The sequence below is a fragment of the Paenibacillus aquistagni genome (assembly GCF_900177815.1).
GTDB classification, from domain to species: Bacteria; Bacillota; Bacilli; order Paenibacillales; family Paenibacillaceae; genus Paenibacillus_B; species Paenibacillus_B aquistagni.
In genome coordinates this window covers 1-23,521 of sequence record NZ_FXAZ01000011.1, presented here as the reverse complement: position 1 = coordinate 23,521, position 23,521 = coordinate 1, and the positions used below count along the sequence as shown (strand labels likewise).

Annotated in this window: 27 protein-coding genes, 1 rRNA gene and 1 riboswitch; of the genes, 3 read left to right on the top strand and 25 right to left on the bottom strand. The window is 46.8% G+C overall.

Features of this window, described 5'->3' with window-relative positions:
* Positions 1–30: 30 nt before the first annotated feature.
* The 14 genes from B9Y93_RS23385 to B9Y93_RS23320 form a co-directional block, all read right to left on the bottom strand.
* Positions 31–984, bottom strand: coding sequence for a ribose-phosphate diphosphokinase (locus B9Y93_RS23385; protein WP_085498824.1), 954 nt, complete (start codon positions 982–984; stop codon positions 31–33).
* 109 nt (positions 985–1,093) lie between these two features.
* Complete coding sequence (glmU, locus tag B9Y93_RS23380) at positions 1,094–2,500, bottom strand: bifunctional UDP-N-acetylglucosamine diphosphorylase/glucosamine-1-phosphate N-acetyltransferase GlmU (protein ID WP_085498822.1); 1,407 nt, start codon at positions 2,498–2,500, stop codon at positions 1,094–1,096.
* 120 nt (positions 2,501–2,620) lie between these two features.
* A complete protein-coding gene (spoVG, locus tag B9Y93_RS23375) occupies positions 2,621–2,905 on the bottom strand; it encodes a septation regulator SpoVG (RefSeq protein ID WP_006678208.1) in 285 nt (94 codons plus the stop codon).
* A 150-nt stretch (positions 2,906–3,055) separates the two neighbouring features.
* Positions 3,056–3,439: a RidA family protein gene (locus B9Y93_RS23370; RefSeq protein WP_085498821.1), complete on the bottom strand. Its 384-nt coding sequence runs from the start codon at positions 3,437–3,439 to the stop codon at positions 3,056–3,058.
* Positions 3,440–3,511: 72 nt separating this feature from the next.
* A complete protein-coding gene (gene purR / locus B9Y93_RS23365; protein WP_085498818.1) occupies positions 3,512–4,342 on the bottom strand; it encodes a pur operon repressor in 831 nt (276 codons plus the stop codon).
* Positions 4,343–4,483: 141 nt separating this feature from the next.
* Complete coding sequence (ispE, locus tag B9Y93_RS23360) at positions 4,484–5,338, bottom strand: 4-(cytidine 5'-diphospho)-2-C-methyl-D-erythritol kinase (RefSeq protein ID WP_085498906.1); 855 nt, start codon at positions 5,336–5,338, stop codon at positions 4,484–4,486.
* Positions 5,339–5,585: 247 nt separating this feature from the next.
* Positions 5,586–5,774: a small, acid-soluble spore protein, alpha/beta type gene (locus B9Y93_RS23355; protein ID WP_085498817.1), complete on the bottom strand. Its 189-nt coding sequence runs from the start codon at positions 5,772–5,774 to the stop codon at positions 5,586–5,588.
* A gap of 206 nt (positions 5,775–5,980) precedes the next feature.
* Complete coding sequence (gene veg, locus B9Y93_RS23350; protein ID WP_085498815.1) at positions 5,981–6,256, bottom strand: biofilm formation stimulator Veg; 276 nt, start codon at positions 6,254–6,256, stop codon at positions 5,981–5,983.
* Positions 6,257–6,416: 160 nt separating this feature from the next.
* A complete protein-coding gene (gene yabG, locus B9Y93_RS23345; RefSeq protein ID WP_085498813.1) occupies positions 6,417–7,325 on the bottom strand; it encodes a sporulation peptidase YabG in 909 nt (302 codons plus the stop codon).
* Positions 7,326–7,414: 89 nt separating this feature from the next.
* Entirely contained in the window at positions 7,415–8,311 is an 897-nt protein-coding gene (gene rsmA / locus B9Y93_RS23340; RefSeq protein ID WP_085498904.1) for a 16S rRNA (adenine(1518)-N(6)/adenine(1519)-N(6))-dimethyltransferase RsmA, read from the bottom strand.
* A 70-nt stretch (positions 8,312–8,381) separates the two neighbouring features.
* Positions 8,382–8,945 (bottom strand): ribonuclease M5, encoded by a 564-nt coding sequence (gene rnmV / locus B9Y93_RS23335; RefSeq protein WP_085498812.1) that lies wholly within the window; start codon positions 8,943–8,945, stop codon positions 8,382–8,384.
* A 144-nt stretch (positions 8,946–9,089) separates the two neighbouring features.
* A complete protein-coding gene (locus tag B9Y93_RS23330; RefSeq protein WP_085498810.1) occupies positions 9,090–10,226 on the bottom strand; it encodes a resuscitation-promoting factor in 1,137 nt (378 codons plus the stop codon).
* Between the two features lie 301 nt (positions 10,227–10,527).
* A riboswitch (cyclic di-AMP (ydaO/yuaA leader) is annotated at positions 10,528–10,724 on the bottom strand.
* 192 nt (positions 10,725–10,916) lie between these two features.
* Entirely contained in the window at positions 10,917–11,684 is a 768-nt protein-coding gene (locus tag B9Y93_RS23325) for a TatD family hydrolase (RefSeq protein ID WP_085498807.1), read from the bottom strand.
* 38 nt (positions 11,685–11,722) lie between these two features.
* Positions 11,723–13,006 (bottom strand): HD domain-containing protein, encoded by a 1,284-nt coding sequence (locus B9Y93_RS23320; protein WP_085498805.1) that lies wholly within the window; start codon positions 13,004–13,006, stop codon positions 11,723–11,725.
* 356 nt (positions 13,007–13,362) lie between these two features.
* Here B9Y93_RS23320 and B9Y93_RS23315 point away from each other — a divergent pair, with 356 nt between their 5' ends.
* Positions 13,363–13,617, top strand: a complete 255-nt coding sequence (locus B9Y93_RS23315) for an AbrB/MazE/SpoVT family DNA-binding domain-containing protein (RefSeq protein ID WP_085498802.1) — start codon at positions 13,363–13,365, stop codon at positions 13,615–13,617.
* A 241-nt stretch (positions 13,618–13,858) separates the two neighbouring features.
* Here B9Y93_RS23315 and rsmI read toward each other — a convergent pair whose 3' ends face one another.
* The 10 genes from rsmI to B9Y93_RS23265 form a co-directional block, all read right to left on the bottom strand.
* Positions 13,859–14,758: a 16S rRNA (cytidine(1402)-2'-O)-methyltransferase gene (gene rsmI / locus B9Y93_RS23310; protein WP_085498800.1), complete on the bottom strand. Its 900-nt coding sequence runs from the start codon at positions 14,756–14,758 to the stop codon at positions 13,859–13,861.
* Complete coding sequence (locus B9Y93_RS23305; protein WP_085498797.1) at positions 14,759–15,520, bottom strand: tRNA1(Val) (adenine(37)-N6)-methyltransferase; 762 nt, start codon at positions 15,518–15,520, stop codon at positions 14,759–14,761.
* Positions 15,521–15,637: 117 nt separating this feature from the next.
* A complete protein-coding gene (locus B9Y93_RS23300) occupies positions 15,638–16,027 on the bottom strand; it encodes an initiation-control protein YabA (protein WP_085498795.1) in 390 nt (129 codons plus the stop codon).
* 36 nt (positions 16,028–16,063) lie between these two features.
* Positions 16,064–16,864, bottom strand: coding sequence for a PSP1 domain-containing protein (locus B9Y93_RS23295; RefSeq protein WP_085498793.1), 801 nt, complete (start codon positions 16,862–16,864; stop codon positions 16,064–16,066).
* Positions 16,865–17,848 carry a DNA polymerase III subunit delta' gene (gene holB, locus B9Y93_RS23290; protein ID WP_085498791.1) on the bottom strand — a complete coding sequence of 328 codons (984 nt, stop codon included), beginning with the start codon at positions 17,846–17,848 and terminating at the stop codon, positions 16,865–16,867.
* A gap of 16 nt (positions 17,849–17,864) precedes the next feature.
* Positions 17,865–18,308: a YaaR family protein gene (locus B9Y93_RS23285; RefSeq protein WP_085498789.1), complete on the bottom strand. Its 444-nt coding sequence runs from the start codon at positions 18,306–18,308 to the stop codon at positions 17,865–17,867.
* A gap of 28 nt (positions 18,309–18,336) precedes the next feature.
* Positions 18,337–18,666, bottom strand: a complete 330-nt coding sequence (locus B9Y93_RS23280; RefSeq protein ID WP_085498787.1) for a cyclic-di-AMP receptor — start codon at positions 18,664–18,666, stop codon at positions 18,337–18,339.
* 107 nt (positions 18,667–18,773) lie between these two features.
* Positions 18,774–19,421 (bottom strand): dTMP kinase, encoded by a 648-nt coding sequence (gene tmk / locus B9Y93_RS23275; RefSeq protein WP_244903553.1) that lies wholly within the window; start codon positions 19,419–19,421, stop codon positions 18,774–18,776.
* 25 nt (positions 19,422–19,446) lie between these two features.
* On the bottom strand, positions 19,447–21,090 hold the full coding sequence (locus B9Y93_RS23270) for an aminotransferase class I/II-fold pyridoxal phosphate-dependent enzyme (protein WP_085498785.1): 1,644 nt from the start codon (positions 21,088–21,090) through the stop codon (positions 19,447–19,449).
* Between the two features lie 271 nt (positions 21,091–21,361).
* Positions 21,362–21,547 (bottom strand): sigma factor G inhibitor Gin, encoded by a 186-nt coding sequence (locus B9Y93_RS23265; RefSeq protein ID WP_085498901.1) that lies wholly within the window; start codon positions 21,545–21,547, stop codon positions 21,362–21,364.
* Positions 21,548–21,779: 232 nt separating this feature from the next.
* On the opposite strand from B9Y93_RS23265, the gene B9Y93_RS23260 reads away from it, so the two are divergent.
* Complete coding sequence (locus B9Y93_RS23260) at positions 21,780–22,304, top strand: hypothetical protein (RefSeq protein ID WP_085498783.1); 525 nt, start codon at positions 21,780–21,782, stop codon at positions 22,302–22,304.
* A 134-nt stretch (positions 22,305–22,438) separates the two neighbouring features.
* Entirely contained in the window at positions 22,439–23,308 is an 870-nt protein-coding gene (locus tag B9Y93_RS23255) for an SDR family oxidoreductase (protein WP_085498780.1), read from the top strand.
* A 118-nt stretch (positions 23,309–23,426) separates the two neighbouring features.
* Here the strand turns inward: B9Y93_RS23255 and rrf are convergent.
* A 5S ribosomal RNA gene (gene rrf, locus B9Y93_RS23250) occupies positions 23,427–23,521 on the bottom strand; the annotation flags it as partial.

The window sequence follows — 23,521 nt, the reverse complement described above, 5'->3', positions numbered from 1 at the left end:
AGGAGCTAGGCTCCGCATGGATGTTCTGATTTATTCAATTTCGAACAGCTTGCTGATCGACAATTCTTCATGAACACGGATAATCGCTTCGCCAAGAAGCGGTGCCACAGACAAGGTGCGCAGCTTGGCTGATGGATTCTCATGCTTCACTGGAATGGTATCCGTGATAACGACTTCTTTAAACGGAGAGTCTTCTAGACGCTGCATAGCTGGACCAGACAATACCGCATGCGTGCAGCATGCGTATACCTCTTTGACGCCTGCTTCCACCAAAGCATTAGCACCAAGCACGATTGTACCGGCAGTATCAATAATGTCATCGATAATAATCGCTGTCTTGCCTTTGATATCACCGATAATATTCATAACTTCACTTACATTCGGCTCTGGACGACGCTTGTCAATAATCGCAAGCGGCGCATTCAAGAAGTCCGCAAGCTTGCGAGCGCGTACCACGCCACCATGGTCAGGAGATACAACGACAACGTCCTGTATCTTCTTAGAACGGAAATATTGAGCTAGAATCGGCACACCTAGCATGTGATCGACTGGAATATCGAAGAAGCCCTGAATCTGAGTCGCATGAAGGTCCATCGTGATAACACGATGAGCCCCTGCGGTCTCAATCAGATTGGCAACCAGCTTCGCTGTGATCGGATCACGCGAACGCGCCTTGCGGTCTTGTCTAGCATAACCGTAATAAGGAATCACGACATTGATGCTCTTTGCAGATGCACGCTTTAACGCATCTACCATAACAAGCAGCTCCATCAAGTTGTCGTTGACTGGATCACAGGTGGACTGTACCACATAAACGTCGCAGCCGCGAACGCTCTCTGACAGGTTGATTTGAATCTCGCCATCACTGAATTGCTTTGTGACTGAGTCACCAAGCGGAACCCCGATATAATCTGCAATTTGCTGTGCTAATTTCGGATTGGAGTTACAAGTGAATATTTTCAGCTTGGAATCACAATACGTCATAATAGTTGTTAACCCTCCGTGTGCTGGTTCATGTTCATCATTGTTTATCATTATAAAATGTTGGTAAAAACATCATTATACGACCATCCAATTGCATGCATGTACCGTATTAGTCCTGTTGTCTAGCTTCTCGTTCTTTCTTAGCCTTGGCTCTTGCCCGAAGCTTCGGCGCATAGCCAGGTTTGTTCTCTTGTCTGCCGCGGGCAATGGCCACATCATCATCATTGACATGCTGCGTGATGGTGGAGCCAGCTACAACATATGCGCCTTGGCCGACCTGAATAGGCGCGATCAGATTGACATTGCTGCCAATAAACGCATTATCGCCAATCTCGGTAATGGATTTATTATAACCGTCATAATTGACCGTTATTGCTCCACAGCCGATGTTGACATTGTTTCCAACTTTGGCATCACCGACGTAGCTCAGATGAGATACTTTGGATTGATCGCCAATCGTAGCATTTTTAATCTCAACGAAGTCGCCAATCTTGACGTCTTGTCCTATGTTGGCCCCCGGACGCAAGTAAGCAAACGGTCCAACGGAACTGTTCGCCCCTACAACCGCCTCTTGCATAACCGAATGAGCAACGGCTGCGCCTTGATCCACTGTACAATCAATGAGTTCCGTATGAGGACCAATATGGCAGTCCTCTCCGATTGTTGTCTCACCACGAAGAATCGTGCCTGGCTCCAATACGGTATCGGCGCCTATGGTGACGCCTGCCTCAATATACGTGTTGGCAGGATCAATAATCGTTACACCATTCACCATGTGCTGCTTATTGATTCGCTCACGCATCATACGTTCTGCCTCAGACAGAGCCATTCGATCGTTCACGCCAATATATTCTGCCTGATCCTGCGTGCAATAAGCCTGGATCTTGTCGCCCTGAGCTTGAAGAATGCTAATTACATCCGTCAGATAATATTCGTTCTGAGCATTGTCATTGGTAATCTTCTCTAGAGCTGCGAATAGCTTGGCATTGTCAAAGCAGTAGGTACCCGTGTTGATCTCACGAACACACTGTTCCTGCTCCGTGGCATCTTTTTGCTCGACAATTTTCAAGACCGAACCATCGTTAGTACGAATTAATCGGCCATAGCCGAAAGGTTGATCCAGTTCAGCCGTCAAAATCGTCGCCGAAGCTTGTGTAGACTCATGAAGCTTCATCAACTGCATTAGTGTGTCTGATGTGACAAGTGGCGTATCTCCACAGATCACGATAGTGGTGCCCTGCTCTTCGCTTAGCAGTGCCTTGGCCTGCTTCACAGCATGCCCGGTGCCCAGTTGTTGTTCTTGAAGCACAAATTCTGAACGGTCTCCTAAATATGCCTTTACTGCCTCAGCACCATGTCCAACTACAGTAACGGTACGCTCGACATGGACTTGCTCCAGTTGATTGAGCACATGTCCAACCATTGGTGTACCACAAACGGGATGTAGAACTTTGTATAGCTTGGACTTCATACGTTTTCCTTGACCCGCTGCTAACACGATGGCCATTCTCTTCACCGCATCCGACCTCCTGCTTCTCTACTCCATACTAGAATATATCTCATTATGGACAAAAAGAAAAGAGAGCCCCCATGTTTGGCTCCCTTTCTTTGTAACCCCATCGTATTGCAAAAACAATTAAGCGCCCTCTTCAATAACCTCTTCTTCAGTCGCTGCACGCTCGTATTCAGACAATACAGCTGCCTGAATCTTCTCGCGTGTAGCGGATGAAATTGGATGGGCAATATCACGGAATTCGCCATCAGGCGTACGCTTGCTCGGCATCGCGACGAACATGCCGTTGTTGCCGTCAATAACACGGATATCATGAACGACGAATTCGTTATCGATAGTGATCGATGCGATTGCCTTCATTCTGCCCTCAGTGTTGACGCGGCGGAGTCTAACATCAGTAATTTGCACGTGTGTGTTCACCACCTTTTTCCATCGAGACTTGGTGTATAATTCCACACGCGCATATAAAATCCTTCTTTATTTTGCCAACTTATCAACTTTTTTTTGAATTTTTATTTAATTTGTCTGGAGTGCTGATAGGTTTCGACATATTCTGATTTACTTCGCTGCAATGAGTTCAATTTCGACAAGTACATCCTTCGGCAGGCGTGCAACCTCAATCGTAGAACGAGCAGGCTTATGATCGCCAAAGTAAGACTCAAATACTTGGTTCATTTCAGCGAATTGGTTCATGTCTTTCAAAAATACGGTCGCCTTAAGCACGCGATCAAGGGATGTCCCTGCTTCCTTCAGCACCGCAATCAGATTTGTGAGCACTTGATGCGTTTGTGCTTCCATGCCGCCTTCTACTACTTCTCCTGCGGGCGTTAATGGAATCTGGCCAGAAGTCAGAACGAGGTCTCCGTATACAATCGCTTGTGAATAAGGACCAATCGCTTGCGGCGCTTCCAAGGTTGCTACTTTTTGAATGGCTGTACTCATCATCGAACACCCCTATTAGATATTTTTGACCTGCAACTTCTTCATGATCATCTTCCGTCCATGATGCATGCCTTACATGTGATCGAAGTAATTCCCTGGCTTGACTGACATTTGCTTCGAGCGTGCATCTACGGTCTCTACTCGAATTAAGGATACGTAATCTTGAACTAGACGTTCCTCGTTAGAAACATCTTCGGATTCCACCAATACCCCAACACCTGCTACGGTTGCATCAAACTCATGCAAGAGATCCATCATTCCCTTAAAGGTGCCGCCTGCACGCATAAAATCGTCGACGAGAAGCACTCTAGAGCGCTCTTTAAGTGCTCGGCGAGCAAGCGTCATTGTATGAATGCTCTTATGGGATCCCGATACGTAATTGATGCTCACAGCCGATCCTTCCGTTACCACATGGTCACGGCGAACCAGCACAACAGGCAGATTAAGATGCGCTGCGGTAGCGTAAGCGATAGGAATGCCTTTTGTCTCAACCGTCATGACACAGTCGATGTCGGAATCAGCGAACGCCGAAGCGAACATGCGACCGATATCATTCATCAATCCAGGTTGTCCAAGCAAATCTGTGATGTAGTAATAGCCGCCGGGAAGCATGCGATCCGGCTGCTTTAGCTGCTCGCCAATTTGCTCAATTAGCGGCAATGCTTTGTGGGAAGGATATTTTGGTATATACTTTACTCCGCCTGCTGCGCCTGCTAGCGTCAGCAGTTCCCCTGTTTCCTCACCTTCACATACTTCCTTAATGATTGCCAAGTCCTCGCTAATGGACGATTTGGCAGCGCCGTAACGTTCAACAAATGTGGTAAGTGGAATAAGTGTATGTGGATTTAACGTGAGGTATTGAGTCATTTCGACCAACCGTGCACTTCGTTTTAACTTTTTCATGATTATTCCTCACTCAGAGTCACTGTATTACGAATATTATACACGTCATCATACATGAATGTCCGTAATTTAGCAATTAGATGTGTAACAATATGGTGAATCTTCCTTAATAGCCTAGGAAAATAATGGACTATGGAAACATTATGTCAGCATTCGGACCGCATATACTTCTTTGCAGAAGCCCCTAAGCCCGTTATAGATTCTAGCAATCTTCGATTCTTTGGATACGAGGCCAAATACCGTTGGGCCGCTTCCAGACATTAAGACGCCATCTGCCCCAAGGCGAATCATCGCTTCCTTCAACTGCTGCACCTCAGGATGCAGCGGCAAGGTAACATCTTCAAGAACATTGCCTAGACGATCACAGATGTCCGTAAAGGATTGAGCCTCGATCGCCTCTTTCATCGCCGATGCCGATGGGTGAGCCTTAATCTCATTCGCGCGAAGCCTCCCATACACATCTGCCGTCGATACATTGATCGGCGGCTTGGCCAGCACCACCCAGCATTGAGGAGGGTTGATGATATGCTCAAGCTTCTCTCCTCGCCCTGTCGCTATAGCTGTACCGCCTGTTACACAGAAAGGCACGTCTGAGCCAAGCTCAGCTCCAAGCGTCAAGAGCTCGGACTCCGGAATATTTAAGCCCCACAGCCGGTTCAGTCCGCGAAGCGCTGCAGCTGCATCACTGCTGCCGCCAGCTAGTCCAGCAGCAACGGGGATTTTTTTATCCAAATGAATATAGACCCCCTGCTTCACCTGATAACGCTCTTTGATCAGCTTTGCGGCTTGAAAAGCAAGGTTCTTCTCATCTAACGGTATGTAGCCCGCTTGGCTGGATATGATAATCGTATCACGAGGAAGCTCCTCCATCTCTAGACGATCAGCAAGATCGACCATGGTCATAACCATTTCGACCTCATGATAACCGTCTTCGCGCTTACGCAATACGTCTAGCATCAAGTTTATTTTGGCAGGTGCCTTCTCGTATACTTTCACTGGCATTTCACCCTTCTTTACCCTACGAATCGCTTCCGTTATTATAACAGACTCTTTCCTGCAAGTCATGGGGCGATACCAGACGATGCAAGCCCTAAAAAGGGACGTGCAAACTGGCGATATCTCCTTATGGTTAACAACAGCTATTGCCTATTCCCATCGGATCTATTCGAGTGCGAATAGAAAAAGCAAACCTCATCATCACGAACGACGAATGGGTCTGCTTTCATTTAACCTAAAATCATGTTCATTTGAATGAGGACTTGTTTGCCGCGGCCTGCTCAGCCATTTGAATCGCTCTTTTGACCATGTTGCCTGCATCCTTGGTGCTTATCGAGCCCCAGCCTTCCTTTTGGACCGTATCATAGAAGCCCAGCTCCTTGGCAAGCTCATATTTGAGCTCTTCTGACATCACACTGCGTCTGCGTCTTCCCATCGTCTTATGCCTCCTCATGCGCTGAAATTAGATGAGCCTTAACGCAAAGTAAAGATAATGCTCATGATTAGATTGTGCCGCTGAGCCATAAGCTATGCATGAAGGGCATAAGGGCCTTTGTCATTAGGTCAGGTAAAAATCAATTGGCAGCCTGAACATTGGAGACAAAAACAAAAAGCAGCCTCTAGGCTGCTTCGTAAATGAGATCAACTACGGATGAAATCAAGCTTCATCTCGCCGTTATCATCACAGACCGATACTTGAACCGCGTCTGTTAATATATCTGCATAGCTGTAGGAGACACGCTTGAAAGCATTCTGCTCCTGATCTAACTTTACAATGAATACAGAAGGGTAGGTTTCTTCCAACACACCTGAACGTTCAACCATCTTACGGCGGCCGCCATTGGCTCGAAGCAGAATCTTCTGGCCGACATGAGCTTCTAGACTACGACGAATTTCCAGCAAAGTGTTTTTTGCCATTACAACTACCACCTCTTTCCTTGTCCATTATAAAACAAATGAGGTGGTAATGTCAAATTAAATAAATTATTATAACAATCAACAATAAAACATGTCAATAAGATTTTTTATATAACGTTGTAGAATGTGCAATTATCCCGTATTTTATGCATTTTTTTGATTAAACGATGGAAGGTGTCACCTGAAGCGTGGACAGATCCTTCCATTTTGGCATGCCTACCCGGAAGCTTCCTCTCGTTTCAACACCGCCCAAACCTTCTGTTCCCGTCATTGTATGAGGCGCGATATCCGCGATATTCACCGTGTCTCGAATCGAGGTATAAGACGCCTTAGCAGCCACATAGACCGGATCCAGCGCATGGATCATAATCCGTCCTGGACTGCTTGCAAAGTTGGCTCCGGCACCGATCAGCGCCTCAAAATGAGACTGGCAGGCGCCTGCAATTACCGTAAGCATGTCGAGATGCTTCTCGTATTGTCTTGCGTTCTTGACGGCATTCACAAAGTTTTGAGAGTTCTTGTAGCTCTGCAGGCTGTACAGATCCCGGTGCTTGATATGTTTTAGCACTCCATCATGTCCTGTGATTACCACAATATCAGGCCTTGTTTGCGGAAGAAGACGATAGACAGCCTCTGCCATCGAGCTCTCCTGTATATAATGCCCCTCGGCTGGAACTCGAAGCTGGCGGTACAATGCCATGCTCTTCTGCAGATAATTGGGGTCCCCGTCTAAATGCAGCACCTTTCCCGGTACTTCAAAATATGAAACCTGGGGATTTACCGATCCGTTTTGTGTTCCCTGGAACACATCTTCCATAGGCCTTTTTTCTTTTTGGCGCCGGCGATCAAGCTCCAAGGCTTCTACGGATTGAATCATCTTGATCTGAGCCTGGCGTGTGCGGCGCCTTACGGTGGTGTCTGAAGCGCTCACCAAGTCCTCTAAAGGGGCATCGGCAATAAGCCGATAGTCTACTCCCTTCAGCAAGCTCATGTCGTTGTATATGCCTTCAATTCGGAACGTTATGTCCCCACCATACGATTTGCGAACGACCAAATCTCCTGACTTCATAGGCTCTATCACCTCTCGATTATCCTATGGGCAGGAGTCGGTTTTGGTGCGTTATTCTTCAAAATCAATTGGAACCCGTTTTCATATGCTCAAGCTTCGTTAGAAGCCATTCTCGCGCCAATAGCCTCGCTAAGGCGAGCATACTCATCAAGCGAGAGTGTCTCCCCTCGGCGTGAAGGCTCGATCTGGGCCTCCTCTAGGGCCTCCTGAAGGGCTTCAGTGCCCATGAGCTGATTGTATCGAGCCTTGAGATTGTTCCATAAGGTTTTGCGGCGCTGTGCGAAGCTCGCTTGCACAACCTCAAAGAATAGAGCCTCATCGCTGACGCGAACAGGAGGCTCCTCACGGACCTTAAGACGAATCACCGCTGATTCTACATTAGGCTGAGGGATAAACACCGTATGAGGCACCGTACAGACGATCTCAGGCTCGCAGTAATATTGCACAGCTACACTTAGGCTGCCGTATTCCTTGCCTCCAGGAGAGGCTGCCATGCGTTCTGCAACTTCCTTTTGAATCATGACCACAATATTCTTGAGCGGAAGACGCTCCTCAAGAAGCTTCATCATAATCGGTGTTGTGACATAATAAGGCAAGTTCGCTACGACGCTAACACGCTCAACCTCCTGGAAGCGATCTTGGAACAACGCATGCAAATCCACCTTCAGAACATCCCCATGAACAACAGAGACATTGGGGTATGGCTCCATAACCTCATGAAGAATCGGAATGAGCCGGTTATCAATCTCCACCGCTGTGACACGGCTTGCTTTTTTGGCCAGCTGCTCGGTTAGGGCGCCAATGCCTGGACCAATCTCAAGCGCGCCTGTGTGCTCATCAAGCTCAGCCGCATCTACAATACGGCGCATAATATTCATATCAATCAAAAAATTTTGTCCCAGGCTTTTCTTAAATGAGAAGCCATGTTTACGGATAATCTCCTTCGTTCTAGAAGGTGTGGCGATATCCATGCTGTGCTGCTTCATAGCCGTTCCTGCCTTTCCATAGTCCTTCAATCTCATTCACATCGTACAGCTTTTACGTAATGTCTAGCGATTAATCATCTTCATTAGGCGTATGCTGCATATTGAGTTCACGCAGCGCCTGCTCAAATTCCTCACGGCTGATTTGAAAAGCGGTGCAGCGCTTCAAGAACTGCTTTGCATTGCAATAACCGATCCCTAATATTTCTCCAAGCTTCATACGGCGCTCTGATGAGCCTGTATGAGCCGCTAGCCCTGCGTCCATAAGATCATTCCAAGTAAGAGGCTGTCCGTCTGGAGAGGGCATCTCCGAGCGTACATTGGCGAGGGCATGCCGTATCGCCTCAGGCGAGGCGTTCTCCACGCCGATATCTCCTTTAGCCAGTGCCTCCTTCTTTGTTATAAACGCATGTTTACAGCCGGGCACTCTCTGAGCGACAGCCTTACGAATGCGCTCTCCTGCAAAATCAGGATCGGTAAATATAATGACGCCTCGACGCTCCTGCGCCAACGCGATTCGCTTAAAAGTCATTTCATTCAGTGCAGAGCCACCCGTCTCAATGGTGTCTGCCTCCACTGCTCGTTTTATCGCAACCGTATCGTCTCTTCCCTCGACGACAATTACTTCGCGGATCAATAGAACCGCTCCTTTCTTAACTTTACAAATAAAATACAAAAGAAGAGGGCTTCCCCTCTTCTTAGCATGACATAATTGATTATGGATTACTATATCATAAAAACACAGCGATGATCTACGTGCTTATCCGCCGCGTCAAGCCTGTTAGTTTGCCTCAGGCTTCACTGGGCCGATCACATATACAGTATTGCCCTTCTTGCGTCCAAAGCGCTTCACTTGGCTTGAATTATCGAAGTAGATATCCATGATCTTGCCTTTAACGGCTCCACCTGTATCCTCTGCACGGTAGAAACCGTAGCCTTCGATATATACCCACCAGCCAAGCGGAACCACATCAGGGTCAACCGCGATCGTGCGTCCTTCGGTTACCTTCGTTCCAGATGCCGTCTTTGCACCAGGAGAACCCGCTTCCTCCGTATACGCAGTAAGCTGCACGTTCGTAAGCTTTTGCTTGTATTTAAAATTAATGCCATTTTTCAACACACTGCCTGATGCAGCACTCTTCTTGGAAGATGGTGTCGCAGACAATACTTGAACCTCAGGCTTCTTCTTCGTCCCGTAAGCAACAATCTTATTGACAGTCTTGGCTTGAACCTTCTTCTCTACGAGCTCAGAATGCACCAGCTTGCCATCTTGATACGTATTCTCGATATTCTGAATAATTGTTCCTTCTTGCCCCTGCTGGACAACCTTGGTCGTTCCTTTCAGCATATCCCCATTCGCCTGCTTGACGACTTGGAAAGGAACCTTGATCTCACGCTTCTCCACATCTTTTGTAATGCGGACCACCTTGATCTCCATTTCATTGGAGATGGCAGTGCTTGCGTCTGGGAAGATCTTATCCAATTCATTTACAGTCACGTTGAATCCCTTTAGAGCCTCAGATACATGATCTTCGGTGGTATACAACGTATTGGTCTTGCCATCTACTGTGACCTGCACCGGCTTCGCACGCTTAATGCTTACCGATACACCATCTTCTAGCTCGGTATCCAACGAGGTGGATACTTTATCATGTGCCCCTAATGCTATCGCATGCTCATCCAAAACATCGCGAAGCGTGGCCTTGCGTGTCTCTATCGTGTTCTCTTGTCCATCAATGAACAGAGCGACCGTCTTCTTTTGATAACTAAATCCAACCAGCACACTAACAAGCGTAATGGCTATAGCAACAACAACAATCACTGAAACAACACGCACATTTTCATGCTTCCACTTTAATGCGAGTGACTTGCTGGATGATCGGGGATCATGGGGTTCGTTATTCACGAGGTTTCCCATTTCTCGGTCCTCCTTACATAGTCCCGCCGTCGAGAGTTATGCATGATACATCTGACGCGACTATTAAGTATTTTAGTGAAAAACGAGCGCTGTGCCCAATGCTCTTCTTCACCCCAACGCCAGTTGCTTGCTGCCACCCCCTGTTCTTACAACCTATGAACACATTGTAACCATTATGCTCGTCACATGGATGCAAGGATCGTAAGCCGTAAAAACACAAAGAAGCCTACCGCAAGAGGGATCTCTTTCGTGGCTTCTTTCTTAGACCCAAACAAAACTCCAATGTTCAGGACTCTACACGAGGACCTCTCTCCATACGCTTGCGAGGTTAGCTGTCGGATTCGGGACTGAGAGTCGCCCTATCCGAACGGACCGGCTCATGGCTCGATCGTTCGTAATTCACCCCAAGGATACACTCCGCTGTCTGCGCGGCACTCGCAGATTAGCTGTTGGTTCCCCCGCTCTTCTATGAACTAGAAGATTCAGCGTTACTGGTTCGTTGGAACAATATTCAAGTTCATTCGAACTTCTGAGAGAAATCATATCGTGTTTATGACAAAGTTGTAAAGACTTCCGCAAAACCGTTATTCATGAAAAACATCCAAAATAAAGCTGAAATTTACCATTTCATAAATAAAACTCATTTAATTATCGCTGTAGTTTAAAATTTCATGCCTTTTTCTCTGTTTTTCATCGTATGTCAAAACATGTAAGTGCATTCGACGTCGTAATTTTGCAAAATTCTTCAAAATCCATGTCTTTTAATCCAGCTCCCATCTCTGCAACAAGACGCACATATGAGGATTCATTGCGCTTGCCTCGGAATGGATGAGGTGTCAGATAAGGGGAATCCGTCTCAACGAGCAAACGGTCCATTGGCACCTGCTTCAGCACCTCTTTTGGCTGCTTCGCGTTCTTAAACGTTACCGGTCCCCCAAAAGAAATATAGAATCCCATATCCAAGCACATCTTTGCGGTCTCCCAGCTCCCAGAGAAGGCATGCATAATCCCGCCCACTTCCTTCGCATTCTCCTCGCGCAGAATCCGGACAATATCCTCATGGGCTTCCCGATTATGAATAATAATCGGCATATTAAGCTCGCGGGCTAGCCCGATCTGCTCACGGAATACGCGCTGCTGCACATCCTTGGGAGATGTGTCCCAATGATAGTCAAGCCCAATCTCGCCGATAGCAACTACCTTCTCATGCTCCGTAAGCTTTGCAATCCAATCGATATCTCCCTTTTCCATGGTGATTGCATCCACAGGGTGCCACCCTACTGCGGCATAAATAAAAGGGTACTTCTCGGCCAATGCCATCGTCGTCGGGATCGTCTCGCGATTAAAGCCGATATTCACCATCCGGCTGACGCCTTCTTCCACTGCTCGTGCAATTACCTCATCACGATCTTCATCAAATGCTTCATTATCAAGATGAGTATGAGTATCAAAAATCATTCTTTATTCACTCCTTGAGAATTCCTGGTTGCTCTTCTTTATGTCAACTTTAAGAGATGGCACGTCTCCTTTGAGAGTACAGGCATGACTTGCTTCACCTTGTCCATCGGAAAGTAAATATAATGCTTCCCTCGATGAAGTCCGCTGATCGAACGCACGATGTCTGACTTCTTAGATAACTCCACCAGTTCCTGCTGGTAATCGCTTAGCAGCATAATATGCTGAAGGGTTGGCTTGTCCCCTGCACGATACACATCATACGGCATATCCGTCGGCACATCAAACCATAGATCATACGAAGGATCAAGTCCGGCATTGATCCATTGTCTGCGAAGATACTCCATGCGCTCCTCGTCCAAATAATCCACCTCAACATATTTATAAAGCCTGCGTTCCATAAACCGCTGGCACAGCTCAGCTAATCGACTGTCCTCTTCATTCATCCACTGCATAAACATCGTCTGGACAAAAGCTTCATCCAACTGAATATAGCTTAAAGCATCCATGCGATTCTCAAACAATGCCTCTAACGGCGGCAGAAAATAACGAAAGCGGTATCCGCTCTCATAAAGTTCCTTCGCTCGCTGGAAGATAAAGCGAAGCAGCAGCTCAGAGCTCCTTGTCACAGGATGAAAATAGACTTGCCAATACATTTGATAACGGCTCATTAAATAGTGCTCTACCGCATGCATGCCACTTTCTTTGACAACAACTCGCCCTTGATAAGGCCTAAGCACCCGAAGAATGCGATCAAGATCGAACGTCCCGTAATGAACGCCTGTATAATACGCGTCTCTTAGCAAATAATCCATCCTGTCAGCATCGAGAGGTCCTGATACCAAGTTGACGACAATGGGATGCGGATGCGTCTTCTGAATGACTGAAGCCACCTGTTCTGGGAAATCAGGACTGACTTGTTCCAGCACTGCCCGAATATGGGTGTCTTCTAATAGGATGCGGCAGGTCCAATCCTCATGATGAACTTGAAAAGCATCCTCTATAGAATGGGAGAAAGGACCATGCCCCACATCGTGAAGCAATGCTGCGCAAAGAGCAACAAGGCGATCCTCCACTGCCCATTCCTCCAGATGATGACGCTCGAACTGAGAGATAATCCGCCTTGTAATCTCATAGACGCCAAGTGAATGAGAGAAGCGGCTGTGCTCAGCCCCATGGAACGTTAAATACGACGTTCCTAGCTGGCGAATGCGCCGAAGCCGCTGGAATTCCCTCGTATTAATGAGGTCCCATATCGTGCGATCTTGCACATGGACATAATTATGAATAGGGTCTTTAAACACCTTCTCTTCCCTTAAAAGCATAATCCCCCTCCTAACCTTGTAAAAATATTGAATATATGTTCATATTCGATTACCAATTCGACAAATTTCCGACACGAACGGCAGCTTTGTCGAATAAACATATACTGGCTATTCTTGCTATTAATCCTTGATAAAAACTTCCACTGTTGTTCAAACATGATAGTTCTTACCTGAATAAAGCACAGAAAATGCCTAAAAACAAGCACATTCTATGAAAACAACCATAAATTAGCACCGATTTGTACACTTTTAGTAGTTGACGAATATGGGAATGGTTGGTACGATATATACCAGCAAACATAGAATTTTGTCGAATCATGACATATTTGAGCTTATAAAGAGGAGAGCGATGATTTATGATGAAATCTACAGGTATCGTCCGTAAAGTTGACGAGCTTGGTCGTGTCGTTATTCCGATTGAATTACGCCGCACACTAGGCATCGGAGAGAAAGACGCACTTGAAATTTACGTAGACGGCGAGCGCATCATGCTCAAGAAATATGAGCCAGCTTGTATCTTCTGCGGCAATGCAGAAAATGTTACATACTTCAAAGGAAAAATTGTTTGTTACGATTGCATTTCAGAAATCCCACAACCTGTGACAAAATAAGAAAAATAGGTTATAATAATTTTACTTACATCTGTTAATTCTAACCTTTTTCATATCTTCCTTTGCCTTTATGGTTCTGAACCCAACCATAAAGGTCTTTTTTTTACTTATATCATGCGAAATAGAGGGAGGGCTGGACCGCTTCTCCCTTATCTCTATTTATTATTATCCAACAGCTCTGTCTTATATTTGAACACAACATTCTAAAACTTTTCTAAAAATACTGTAAACATAGACGTTCCTACTCCGCTAGAAGCTCTTGATAAATATCTCTCCTCGATACTCCTCGATCCTTCGCTGCTGCCTTCATCGCTTCCTTATGTGTTAGACCCTGCTGCTGTTCATAATGCTCAACATGTTCTTTTACCGAATAGCTGTTCCACCAAAGCGCATCAGGCTCTTGAAGCCTCAACTCCTCGGACATGCCCTCGACAACCAAGACACATTCTCCAAGCGGAGCATGATCCTGCAAATAAGCCAGGCATTCCGTTATGGAGCCGCGCACAAACTGTTCATAGCGTTTGGTTATTTCTCTTGCCAGCACAACCTGGCGATCACCTAGCACCTCCAGCATCCGTTCTAGGGTCTTCACAACACGATGCGGCGATTCATAGAGCAAGCAGCTGCCAGATTCCAGTCTGAACGATTCCAGCGCATCATCCATTCGCTTGCGGTCCCTCGGCAGGAAGCCTACAAATAAGAATCGCTCTGTGCCAAGCCCTGAGGCAATCAATGCGCTTAGCGCTGCATTAGCCCCAGGTATCGGAATGACCTTAATGCCCGCATCAATGGATAAGCGCACCAGCTCTGCACCGGGATCAGAAATGGCAGGCAGCCCTGCATCTGATACGAGTGCAATCGATTGTCCTTCTTCCATGAGCCGTACCAATTCTGGACCGCTTGACCATTTATTATGCTCATGATGACTGTAAAGTTTTTTTCCTTGGATATCAAAATGGGATAAGAGCTTTCTCGTCTCTCTCGTATCCTCTGCGGCAATAATCTCAACCTCTTGTAGGATTCGAACGGCTCGATAGGTCATATCCTCAAGGTTGCCGATTGGAGTCGCAACAAGATAGAGCTTGCCCGTCGTCCTGTCGCGCACAACTTCCTCATAACTGTTCTGCACATTCCACATCATCTATTGATTCCCCAATTCCGATTGTTCTCCATAGTATATATCCATTAATTCCTTGCAGTACTCGTTATTGTTATTATAAACGATTAAGGGAGGCAGCAAACGGACGTCTGGCTTCCCATCCCGAATGCCTTCGATGAGAACCATATTGGCTTCCGCCCCTTCCTTCGGATGAACGAAGCGAATCCGCTTTGGCTCTATCCGATAATGACGCATCAAGCTCATAATATCGACAAGCCGCGAGGCGCGATGAACCATAGCTACTCTCCCTCCTGTACGTGTAAGCCTTGCGCAAGTATGAAGAACATCCTCAAGCGTACAGCCCAGCTCATGCCTTGCCATTGCGATATGCTCGTTCTCCTTGATATCTCCTGCTGTAAGCGGCATATAAGGAGGATTTACCGTGATTAGATCGTAATAAGGTCTGCTGCCTTCTGGCACAAATGATTTGAGATCGCCTTGAATAATATGGACCCGCTCCGTTAATGCATTAAACGCCACACTGCGCTTAGCCATATCTGCAAGCCGCGGCTGGATCTCTACTCCATCAATGTCGGCCCCGGTCCGTGTTGTCAACAAAAGAGGAATCACCCCATTGCCTGTACACAGATCAAGAATGCGTCCTCTTGCGGGGACCTTCGGGAATCTAGCCAACAGTACGGCATCCATGGAGAAACTAAATACTTCCTCGCTTTGAATAATCTTCAGCTCATGCGTCAGCAGATCATCCAGACGCTCAGCCGGTTGTAAGGTTACCTTTGTCATCCAAATATAGTCTCCTTTATATCACTGCACTTCGCTCGCGTGCAAATCGCCCTGTTTTTCACAATAAATATGACAAAGCCGTAGACAAGGAAGCAGGTCCCTCGCCTACGGCAGCTGTTATTTATTCAGGAAGGAGAGACAAAACAAGCAGTCTCCTTCTGTTCTTAAATGACCATAATACACATTGCAAATATGAAATCCTTCATGATACAGTCGAGCCAAGTTGTCATAACCTTCACCAACCGGGTTGTCTGGCTGTATGCCCTCTGACGCCTCCTCAGCTTCTTGTGAATCCTGCTCGCTCTTGGCTTGCGTCTCGGACTGCTGCTCTTGCAATGGATTCTCCTGTTGGAGCACTCTACGCAGCTGCTGATTCTCCATCATTAGCCGCTGATTCTCCTCCAGCAGTTCCTTAACAACCAGCTTGAGCGTGCCGATTTCTTGGTGAAGGTCTCCCATATTCGCTTCTAGCTCATGAAATTGTGAAAATATATTTTTCTTCTCCAAGTTCCCACCCCAGAGTCCATACGGATGTCGTAATAACTATTTCACGACTACATCGTCAAATAGCAATTCCTTCACTTTACCAAGTTCAAACAGCTGTACATGCACTTTCCGTTCTCCGTTGTTCAGGCCTACAACTTTGCCTTCTCCGTAAGAGGTAACGACAAGCTTGCCCACAGATGGCAGTTCTTCTTTCACGCTCTCATAGTTATCATGCTCATATTTCAAACAGCACATTAAACGGCCGCAAAGTCCTGATATTTTGGTTGGGTTAAGGGACAAATTCTGGTCTTTCGCCATCTTGATCGATACAGGTTCAAAATCACCGAGCCAAGAGGAGCAGCACAGTACCCTTCCACAAGGGCCAATCCCACCAAGCATCTTCGCTTCATCTCGTACACCAATCTGTCTAAGCTCAATACGAGTGCGAAACACACTGGCCAGATCTTTAACCAGCTCACGGAAATCTACTCTACCTTCAGCTGTAAAATAAAAAATAATCTTATTGCGATCAAACGTATACTCAACATCGACAAGCTTCATCTTCAATTGATGAGATCGAATCTTGTCCAAACAAACACCAAGGGCATCCTTTGCCGCTTGGCGGTTATTCTCTACGAGCTGCCCGTCAACATCTGTGGCTATCCGAATGACTTTCTTCAACGGAAGCACCACATCATGTTCGCCGACCGTCTTGGGCCCGATGACGACTTTGCCGTATTCGATGCCGCGCGCCGTTTCGACGATCACATGCTGGTCCTTCTGGACCGGCCAATCGACCGGGTCGAAATAATAGATTTTGCCCGCTCTCTTAAAACGGACGCCGACTACATTATACAATTAAGTACCTCCTTGCACGCCAACTAGAAACTGCTCCAGTACAAGCTGAGGACTGACATTTGCACGCATGCGCTTCTCCGCCTCCAGGGCAAGCTGCATGCATGACACCCAGCCTTCGGCTGTCCTTGTCCACGCCATCTTGCTCATCAATTCCTGCTGATCGATGAACACGAGACTGTCCTGTCGGTTCAATTGGTAGTTCAACATATCTCTAAACCAGAGATGGAATAAGCGGAAGAGCATGTCCACATGCTCAGCCAGTTCCGTCTTGAATACATTCTGCTGTGCCATCACAAGAGCTGAGGACACACTTCCCCCAGTCTCCTTACCTAATTGTATCATTACGTTTCTTAGTTCTGCAAACCAATTCTGTTGGCACAATTCCCTGCTGGCATCCAATCCGTTCACGATTTGAACCGCAGCACGCGCTAAGGTTAGAGATACGCCCTCTTCAGTGAGTTTATCGCAGATTTGACTTGAATGAAGAGGTGTAAAAGGTACCCATTGGGAGCGAGAAATGATGGTTGGGAGCATGGCCTGTCCGTTATCGGCAAGCAGTATGGCAACCGTCGGACTTGTCGGTTCTTCTAAAAATTTGAGCAGGCTGTTGGCCGCTTGCACCGTCATCTTGTCAGCCTGCTTCATAATATATATCTTGCGGGCATCTGAGGAGGCTGAACGATAAGAGAACTCACGTTGTAGTTCCCGAATCTGATCAATCTTAATGGATTGTCCCTCAGGCTCTATGATTTGGACATCAGCATGGTTGCCATGGTTGATCTTCCGGCAGGACAGGCATTCGTCACAGCAATCATCTTCAAGCCGCTCACAAAATAACGCCTTAGCGAAGGTCATAGCGGTTTGCAGCTTGCCTGTCCCAACCGGCCCGCTGAATAGATAGGCATGGGAGATCTTATTGGCCCTTAATCCGTGCTGTAGAATCTTCTTAGCCTGCTGCTGGCCAAGAATGCGTTGAAACGACATATTCACCGTTACCTTTCTAGAAGGTTAAGTTAATCAGCATTCCGCGTATTTCCCCAACCTTGTTCAGCAAATCAATCTTTCCCTGCTCAGTCTGAAGCAATTCATCAGCAAGCGCAAGCAATACCTCATCAATCTCCTCGACCAGGCGATATCGTCTGCTGCGTCCACGGCGGTCCCAGCCGCGAGTATCTTTGATTCCTACTCCACGGCGAACGGTATCCTCCAAGAAGCGCTTCACCATCGTCTTGTAGAGATGAAGCTCACGAACGGTCATCGATTTTGCTAACCGTTCTCCCTGTTGATGTATCTCATGGAGCCGCTGCTGGAGCTGCTCATTCGAGGCATTGCGATCCTGCTGCTGCATCATATCTGCAAATGACTTTGTTGTGACCGGCTTCGCCACGGAATCGCCCACACGCAAGTCCGGTCCTAATGGGCGAAAGCCCGGATTAATCTTCACCGATCATCACCTGTCCTTATCAATGGATTCAAAAATGTTCAAATCGATCAACTGGCATTACAAATACGGTTGCTCCGCCTACCTGCACCTCTACAGGAAGTGGAATATAGGAATCTGTGGAGCCGCTCATTGGCGTCACTGGCGTCACCAACTGATCTCTTACTTTGCAGTTCGTGCGAATAAGTTCAAGCACATCATCCACTTGCTCGTCATCAACACCAATCATAAAGGTCGTGTTGCCTGCACGTAGGAATCCACCAGTACTCGCGAGTTTGGTCGCGCGGTATTCGGCTTTAACCAATGCATGACTCAAACGATTGCTATCCTTGTCCTGTACAATGGCTACTATGAGTTTCATGCCGTATTCCTCCTCATGTTATATGGGTGATGTCACCGAAATTCTCGATTTTTCTTTGTGAACATATAGGATTCATTAAAAAACAATGCTACCCCTTTAATTATACATCAAATGTCCAAAATCCTTGTTTTTTCACGCAAAATGTCTATCATTTGCTTTACGATCTCCTCTGTGCTGACCGCAGCATCTATGCAAACAATACGCTCAGGATGCTTCTTCGCTAATCGGGCATACCCTTCTCGCACCTTCAAATGAAAGGACATGGATTCCTGATCGAGACGGTTAAGCTCTCGGCCATCATTGGAGGTAATTCGGGCGAGTCCAATGACAGGATTAATATCAAACCAGAAAGTAAGCTCTGGCATCGTATCCTGAATGGCAAAAGCATTAATCTCTTCCACGGCATCCATGCCGAGGCCTCTTGCAAAACCCTGATAGACAAGGCTGCTGTCAACAAAGCGATCACATAATACGATATTACCCTGATTAAGCGCAGGTATAACCTTTTCGACAAGATGCTGTCTTCTTGCTGCTGCATACAACAGCGCTTCCGTGCGCGGGTCCATGGATGTATGGCTCGTATCCAAGATGACTTCTCGGATGCGCTCTGCGATTGGTATGCCTCCAGGCTCCCTCGTAACGAGCACCTTCACGCCGAGCTCCTTAAGCCTCTCTGCAAGCAAGTTAATCGCTGTCGTCTTCCCTGCACCCTCGCCTCCTTCAAACGTGATAAATGTCCCGGTTGTAGACATCATATTCCATCTATCCCTTCTAGGTTCCTCAGCTATCCCCTTGGCTGTTATGTGGTGATGCGCATACTTTTAACGTACGAAGATGCTTGTCCGTCACCTCTTGGCATTTAGCCCCTGCCGCAGCCAGCTGCTGCAGCAGGGTGATATGACGAGCGGTTAACCGTTCTCCCTGAATAATGATTGGAATGCCAGGCGGATACGGTACAACCGCTTCAGCGGCCTCATAGCCCTCAATCTGCTCCACAGGAAGCGTGATCACCTGACGATCCTCCTCGAACAGGGTGAATCGAACGGGCTCTGAGATCGTAAGCTGAGCGAATACCGACTGATCTTTCATGTCATAAACAGCTTCACTTGATTGTAACATATCTTGACATGAGCGGTACGGCGCACATAAATCTTCCGTATGTTCAATCGAGGATGGTGAGGCGAAATCATGAAGGCATTGCTCCTGTTCAACCTGCTTAAGGCACCGTATGACTCGATCCGCCTCTTCTGTTGTATCTGACAAGGTCATAATTAATACGACATGCACAGGATCCGCCATCTCCGCAACCACTCCGGCTGACTGCAGCTTGTCCAACAATTCGTAGCCGCTTAACCGCCCTATCTTGTCCCACAAGACAAGTTTGAAGGGGTCCAAGGTATCAAATCCCGAAGAGTATCCCGATGTACTTTTGCCGCGAGCGCTCGCTTCCGAATCGTCGCTAACATCGAGAATCCCCCACATCGGGGACTGCTTTGCCGCTTGCCTTACTTGCTCTGCGGCGTACAGTCCGCTCTCCAGCCATGTGCTGCCCCGCTGGTCAATCCAATAGCGTGTAAGATCCAATGAGGCCATTAAAGGGTAGGACGGACTGGAGCTTTGGAGCATCGTCAGCATTTTTTTGAGCCGTTGACGATCCACTCGGTCTCCCTGTACATGCAGCATTGCGCTCATGGTCATGCTGGTTAGCATCTTATGCGTCGACTGAATCACGAGGTCCGCTCCTGTCTGCAATGCAGAGTGAGGCAATTGCGGATGCAGGCCATAATGAGCACCATGCGCTTCATCCACAATCAACGGTACGCCATAATGATGCACCACTTCAGCCACTGGCTTAAGATCAATGCCCATGCCATAATAATTCGGATTGCATACAATCACTGCCTTTGCCATTGGATAACGCTCTAAAGCTTCTCGAATGACTTCTACCGGGGGACCGCTAATAAGCCCCGTCCTCTTGTCTTCTCTCCCACTAATAAATACCGCTCTGGCTCCGGCCATGCGTAGGCCATTTAATATGGATTTGTGTACGTTGCGCTGTACGATGACAAGATCATTTTGTTTTGTGCAGCAAGTAAGAATGGCCGCAAGATTGCCTACTGTGCTCCCCCCGATAAGAAAGTGGGTTTCCTCCGCTCCAAAGCACGCTGCTGCCAGTTCCTGCGCTTCTTGAATCGCACCTTCGGGCTGATGCAGATCATCTGTACCGTCCACCTCGGTTACATCATATGCCAGGAAGCTGGCGAAAGCGTCATATCGCTCTTTAGCTTTGCCTGTTGTACATGCTGCCCATTGCCGGTAGCTTGCTCCATTCTTATGCCCAGGGACATGCATAGAAGCTTGCTTCTTATGCTTGTATTGTTCAAGGGCATCCATAAGCGGTGCTGTCATTCGTTTATCGTTCATGCTTCATCCTCATTCTGTTTCCGTTATGACCTTATTGTACCGAAAATGAAAGACAGATTCAGTGTCTAATCACAGAGGGGCCCCTAATATTCAACCCCGATATGCTTCTATGCCAAAAAGAGCCCCTAAGGGCTCTAAGCTATTTCATTTTCATAAATGGAGCAAGGTTTATTTTAAAAAAATTTAGATAACAATAATAAACATGGGTTCCAATCCCATTAGATTCTGTCAATATGATGGATGTCCTTCGAGAGCGGCATTCACGCCTCTTCTAGGCATGAAGCTTCATCCACAAGCGCTTCAGCTGATCAATAAAAAAGGGATACTTTGCATCCTTTACATCGGTATGAACCATTTCCTGCTCACAATCCAAACATATAAATTGGTCAACAACGACAATGCCTTCGGCCTTCTCCTCATTGCACACAATACACTGCTGCTTTGCATCATGTTCCATGACCATCCCGCCTTTACTCCTGTTTTAAACTAGTATGTCCATTTCATAGAATGCCTATACCTTGTTTCATAGATTATTTTCAAATAGTTGCTGTAGCATATGCTCATGTCAATGGGCAGGTGTATGTACATAAGGGAATCGCTTTATTTTTCTGAACCCCCATCTTCATTCTCTTTTCTGCGAAGCCGATATATAGTTTACTGAGGTACTCAAGAGAGAGGAGCAACATCTCATGCCAGCGCGCACAGAACGAACCTTCTACCATTACCAGCTGCTACGCAAAATTCATTTTAATAGGTTCATTTTGGGGATATACTTGGCTCTGGCGGTTATTGGGGTTGCTGCAGCAGTTTGGTCCAGTTCGATTATGGGCTTGATATATGCCTTCTTAGCATGGACAATCGTGATCTGGATTCACTACGTCATTGCACGTTCTATATTTATTATGGACCGCTATACGTATAAGAAACGCTGGGGCTTTCAGATGAAGCTTCCTTGGATCGGATTTCTTCCACTGCCTCAACAGTACATCAGCGATCGGTATATGCGCAAGGTGAATCTGCATACCCTGCTGATCGGCTTTGTCATTATTTTAATTCTAACGCCATGGCTGCCAATCAGCTTCAGTTTGCAATTTGTGTTCTGGCATATCTGGCTTCTCATTCCCCGCTTGTATGTCTTGATTGCGGTCCTGTCAATCCCTGATGATAAGCTGTTGAAGATCCAACCGCAGCAATGTCTCATCTACAAAGCATAAATATCCGAATCCACCCGATTTTGGCAGGGTGGATTTTGTTGTTAATGGGCATGTTAGCCTTAACGGTCTTATCTCAACATTGTTTGGTAGAGATATCAGATATTAATGTGCCAAGTTAAAAAGGAGTGCTTCATATGACATCGCAACAAAAGACGCAAACCGTGCCTCCTCAACATCAAAACCAACAGCCGGGTATTGAGTCAGACATGAATCCTCAACCAAAGTTTCAAGGCGATGCCTATCATCCTGGAGGCAAATTACATAACAAAGTAGCCTTAATTACGGGAGGAGACAGTGGGATCGGCAGAGCAGTAGCGGTTGCCTTTGCTAAGGAAAGAGCTCATGTGGCCATCTCCTATCTAAATGAAGATAAAGATGCAGCACTCACGAAGGCTGCAGTTGAGGAGCATGGCGTGAATTGTATATTGTTTCCAGGAGATATAGGTGAAGAATCAATATGCCAGCAGATCGTAGAGGAAACCGTACAGCAGCTTGGCCATATCGATATTTTGGTAAATAACGCAGCAGAGCAGCAGCCTAAGCAGCGAATTGAGGATATCTCCTCCGCACAGCTAGAGCGAACGTTCCGCACAAACATATTTGCCATGTTCTATATGGTAAAAGCTGCTATGTCTCAATTAAGACAGCATAAAGGTGTCATTATTAATACGGCATCGGTAACCGCCTATAAAGGAAGTGCAAACCTGCTGGATTACTCAGCGACAAAAGGGGCTATTGTAGCGTTCACGCGGTCCTTGTCGGCCAACCTCGTTAAAGATGGTGTTCGCGTAAACGGCGTTGCTCCAGGACCAATCTGGACACCTTTAATCCCGTCTACTGCAGAAGCGAATCAAGTAAGCCAGTTTGGAAGTGATGTTCCTATGAAGCGGCCCGGACAACCTGAAGAACTGGCTCCTGCTTATGTATATCTTGCTTGTCAGGATTCTTCTTACGTTACGGGTCAGATGATTCATATTAACGGCGGAGAAGTTGTAAATGGTTAAATCCGTTTCATCCTCAGGAGACAAGTAATCGAATAAGATAACCACATTGCATGAACTCAATATCGAATTAAATAAGCACAAAGAAAAACCCACTGACTGTTGTCAGTGGGCAATTCTTGCTTGGCAACGTCCTACTCTCCCAGGACCCTGCGGTCCAAGTACCATCGGCGCTGAAAGGCTTAACGGTCGTGTTCGGGATGGGTACGCGTGGAA

What these genes read in the sequence shown, in the direction of transcription:
- B9Y93_RS23385 (WP_085498824.1), bottom strand. Translation starts at nt 984, where the DNA reads ATGACGTATTGTGATTCCAAGCTGAAAATATTCACTTGTAACTCCAAT.
- B9Y93_RS23370 (WP_085498821.1), bottom strand. Translation starts at nt 3,439, where the DNA reads ATGAGTACAGCCATTCAAAAAGTAGCAACCTTGGAAGCGCCGCAAGCG.
- purR (WP_085498818.1), bottom strand. Translation starts at nt 4,342, where the DNA reads ATGAAAAAGTTAAAACGAAGTGCACGGTTGGTCGAAATGACTCAATAC.
- B9Y93_RS23355 (WP_085498817.1), bottom strand. Translation starts at nt 5,774, where the DNA reads ATGGGAAGACGCAGACGCAGTGTGATGTCAGAAGAGCTCAAATATGAG.
- veg (WP_085498815.1), bottom strand. Translation starts at nt 6,256, where the DNA reads ATGGCAAAAAACACTTTGCTGGAAATTCGTCGTAGTCTAGAAGCTCAT.
- yabG (WP_085498813.1), bottom strand. Translation starts at nt 7,325, where the DNA reads ATGAAGTCAGGAGATTTGGTCGTTCGCAAATCGTATGGTGGGGACATA.
- rsmA (WP_085498904.1), bottom strand. Translation starts at nt 8,311, where the DNA reads ATGAAGCAGCACAGCATGGATATCGCCACACCTTCTAGAACGAAGGAG.
- B9Y93_RS23330 (WP_085498810.1), bottom strand. Translation starts at nt 10,226, where the DNA reads ATGGGAAACCTCGTGAATAACGAACCCCATGATCCCCGATCATCCAGC.
- B9Y93_RS23325 (WP_085498807.1), bottom strand. Translation starts at nt 11,684, where the DNA reads ATGATTTTTGATACTCATACTCATCTTGATAATGAAGCATTTGATGAA.
- B9Y93_RS23320 (WP_085498805.1), bottom strand. Translation starts at nt 13,006, where the DNA reads ATGCTTTTAAGGGAAGAGAAGGTGTTTAAAGACCCTATTCATAATTAT.
- B9Y93_RS23315 (WP_085498802.1), top strand. Translation starts at nt 13,363, where the DNA reads ATGATGAAATCTACAGGTATCGTCCGTAAAGTTGACGAGCTTGGTCGT.
- rsmI (WP_085498800.1), bottom strand. Translation starts at nt 14,758, where the DNA reads ATGATGTGGAATGTGCAGAACAGTTATGAGGAAGTTGTGCGCGACAGG.
- B9Y93_RS23305 (WP_085498797.1), bottom strand. Translation starts at nt 15,520, where the DNA reads ATGACAAAGGTAACCTTACAACCGGCTGAGCGTCTGGATGATCTGCTG.
- holB (WP_085498791.1), bottom strand. Translation starts at nt 17,848, where the DNA reads ATGTCGTTTCAACGCATTCTTGGCCAGCAGCAGGCTAAGAAGATTCTA.
- B9Y93_RS23280 (WP_085498787.1), bottom strand. Translation starts at nt 18,666, where the DNA reads ATGAAACTCATAGTAGCCATTGTACAGGACAAGGATAGCAATCGTTTG.
- tmk (WP_244903553.1), bottom strand. Translation starts at nt 19,421, where the DNA reads ATGATGTCTACAACCGGGACATTTATCACGTTTGAAGGAGGCGAGGGT.
- B9Y93_RS23270 (WP_085498785.1), bottom strand. Translation starts at nt 21,090, where the DNA reads ATGAACGATAAACGAATGACAGCACCGCTTATGGATGCCCTTGAACAA.
- B9Y93_RS23265 (WP_085498901.1), bottom strand. Translation starts at nt 21,547, where the DNA reads ATGGAACATGATGCAAAGCAGCAGTGTATTGTGTGCAATGAGGAGAAG.
- B9Y93_RS23260 (WP_085498783.1), top strand. Translation starts at nt 21,780, where the DNA reads ATGCCAGCGCGCACAGAACGAACCTTCTACCATTACCAGCTGCTACGC.
- B9Y93_RS23255 (WP_085498780.1), top strand. Translation starts at nt 22,439, where the DNA reads ATGACATCGCAACAAAAGACGCAAACCGTGCCTCCTCAACATCAAAAC.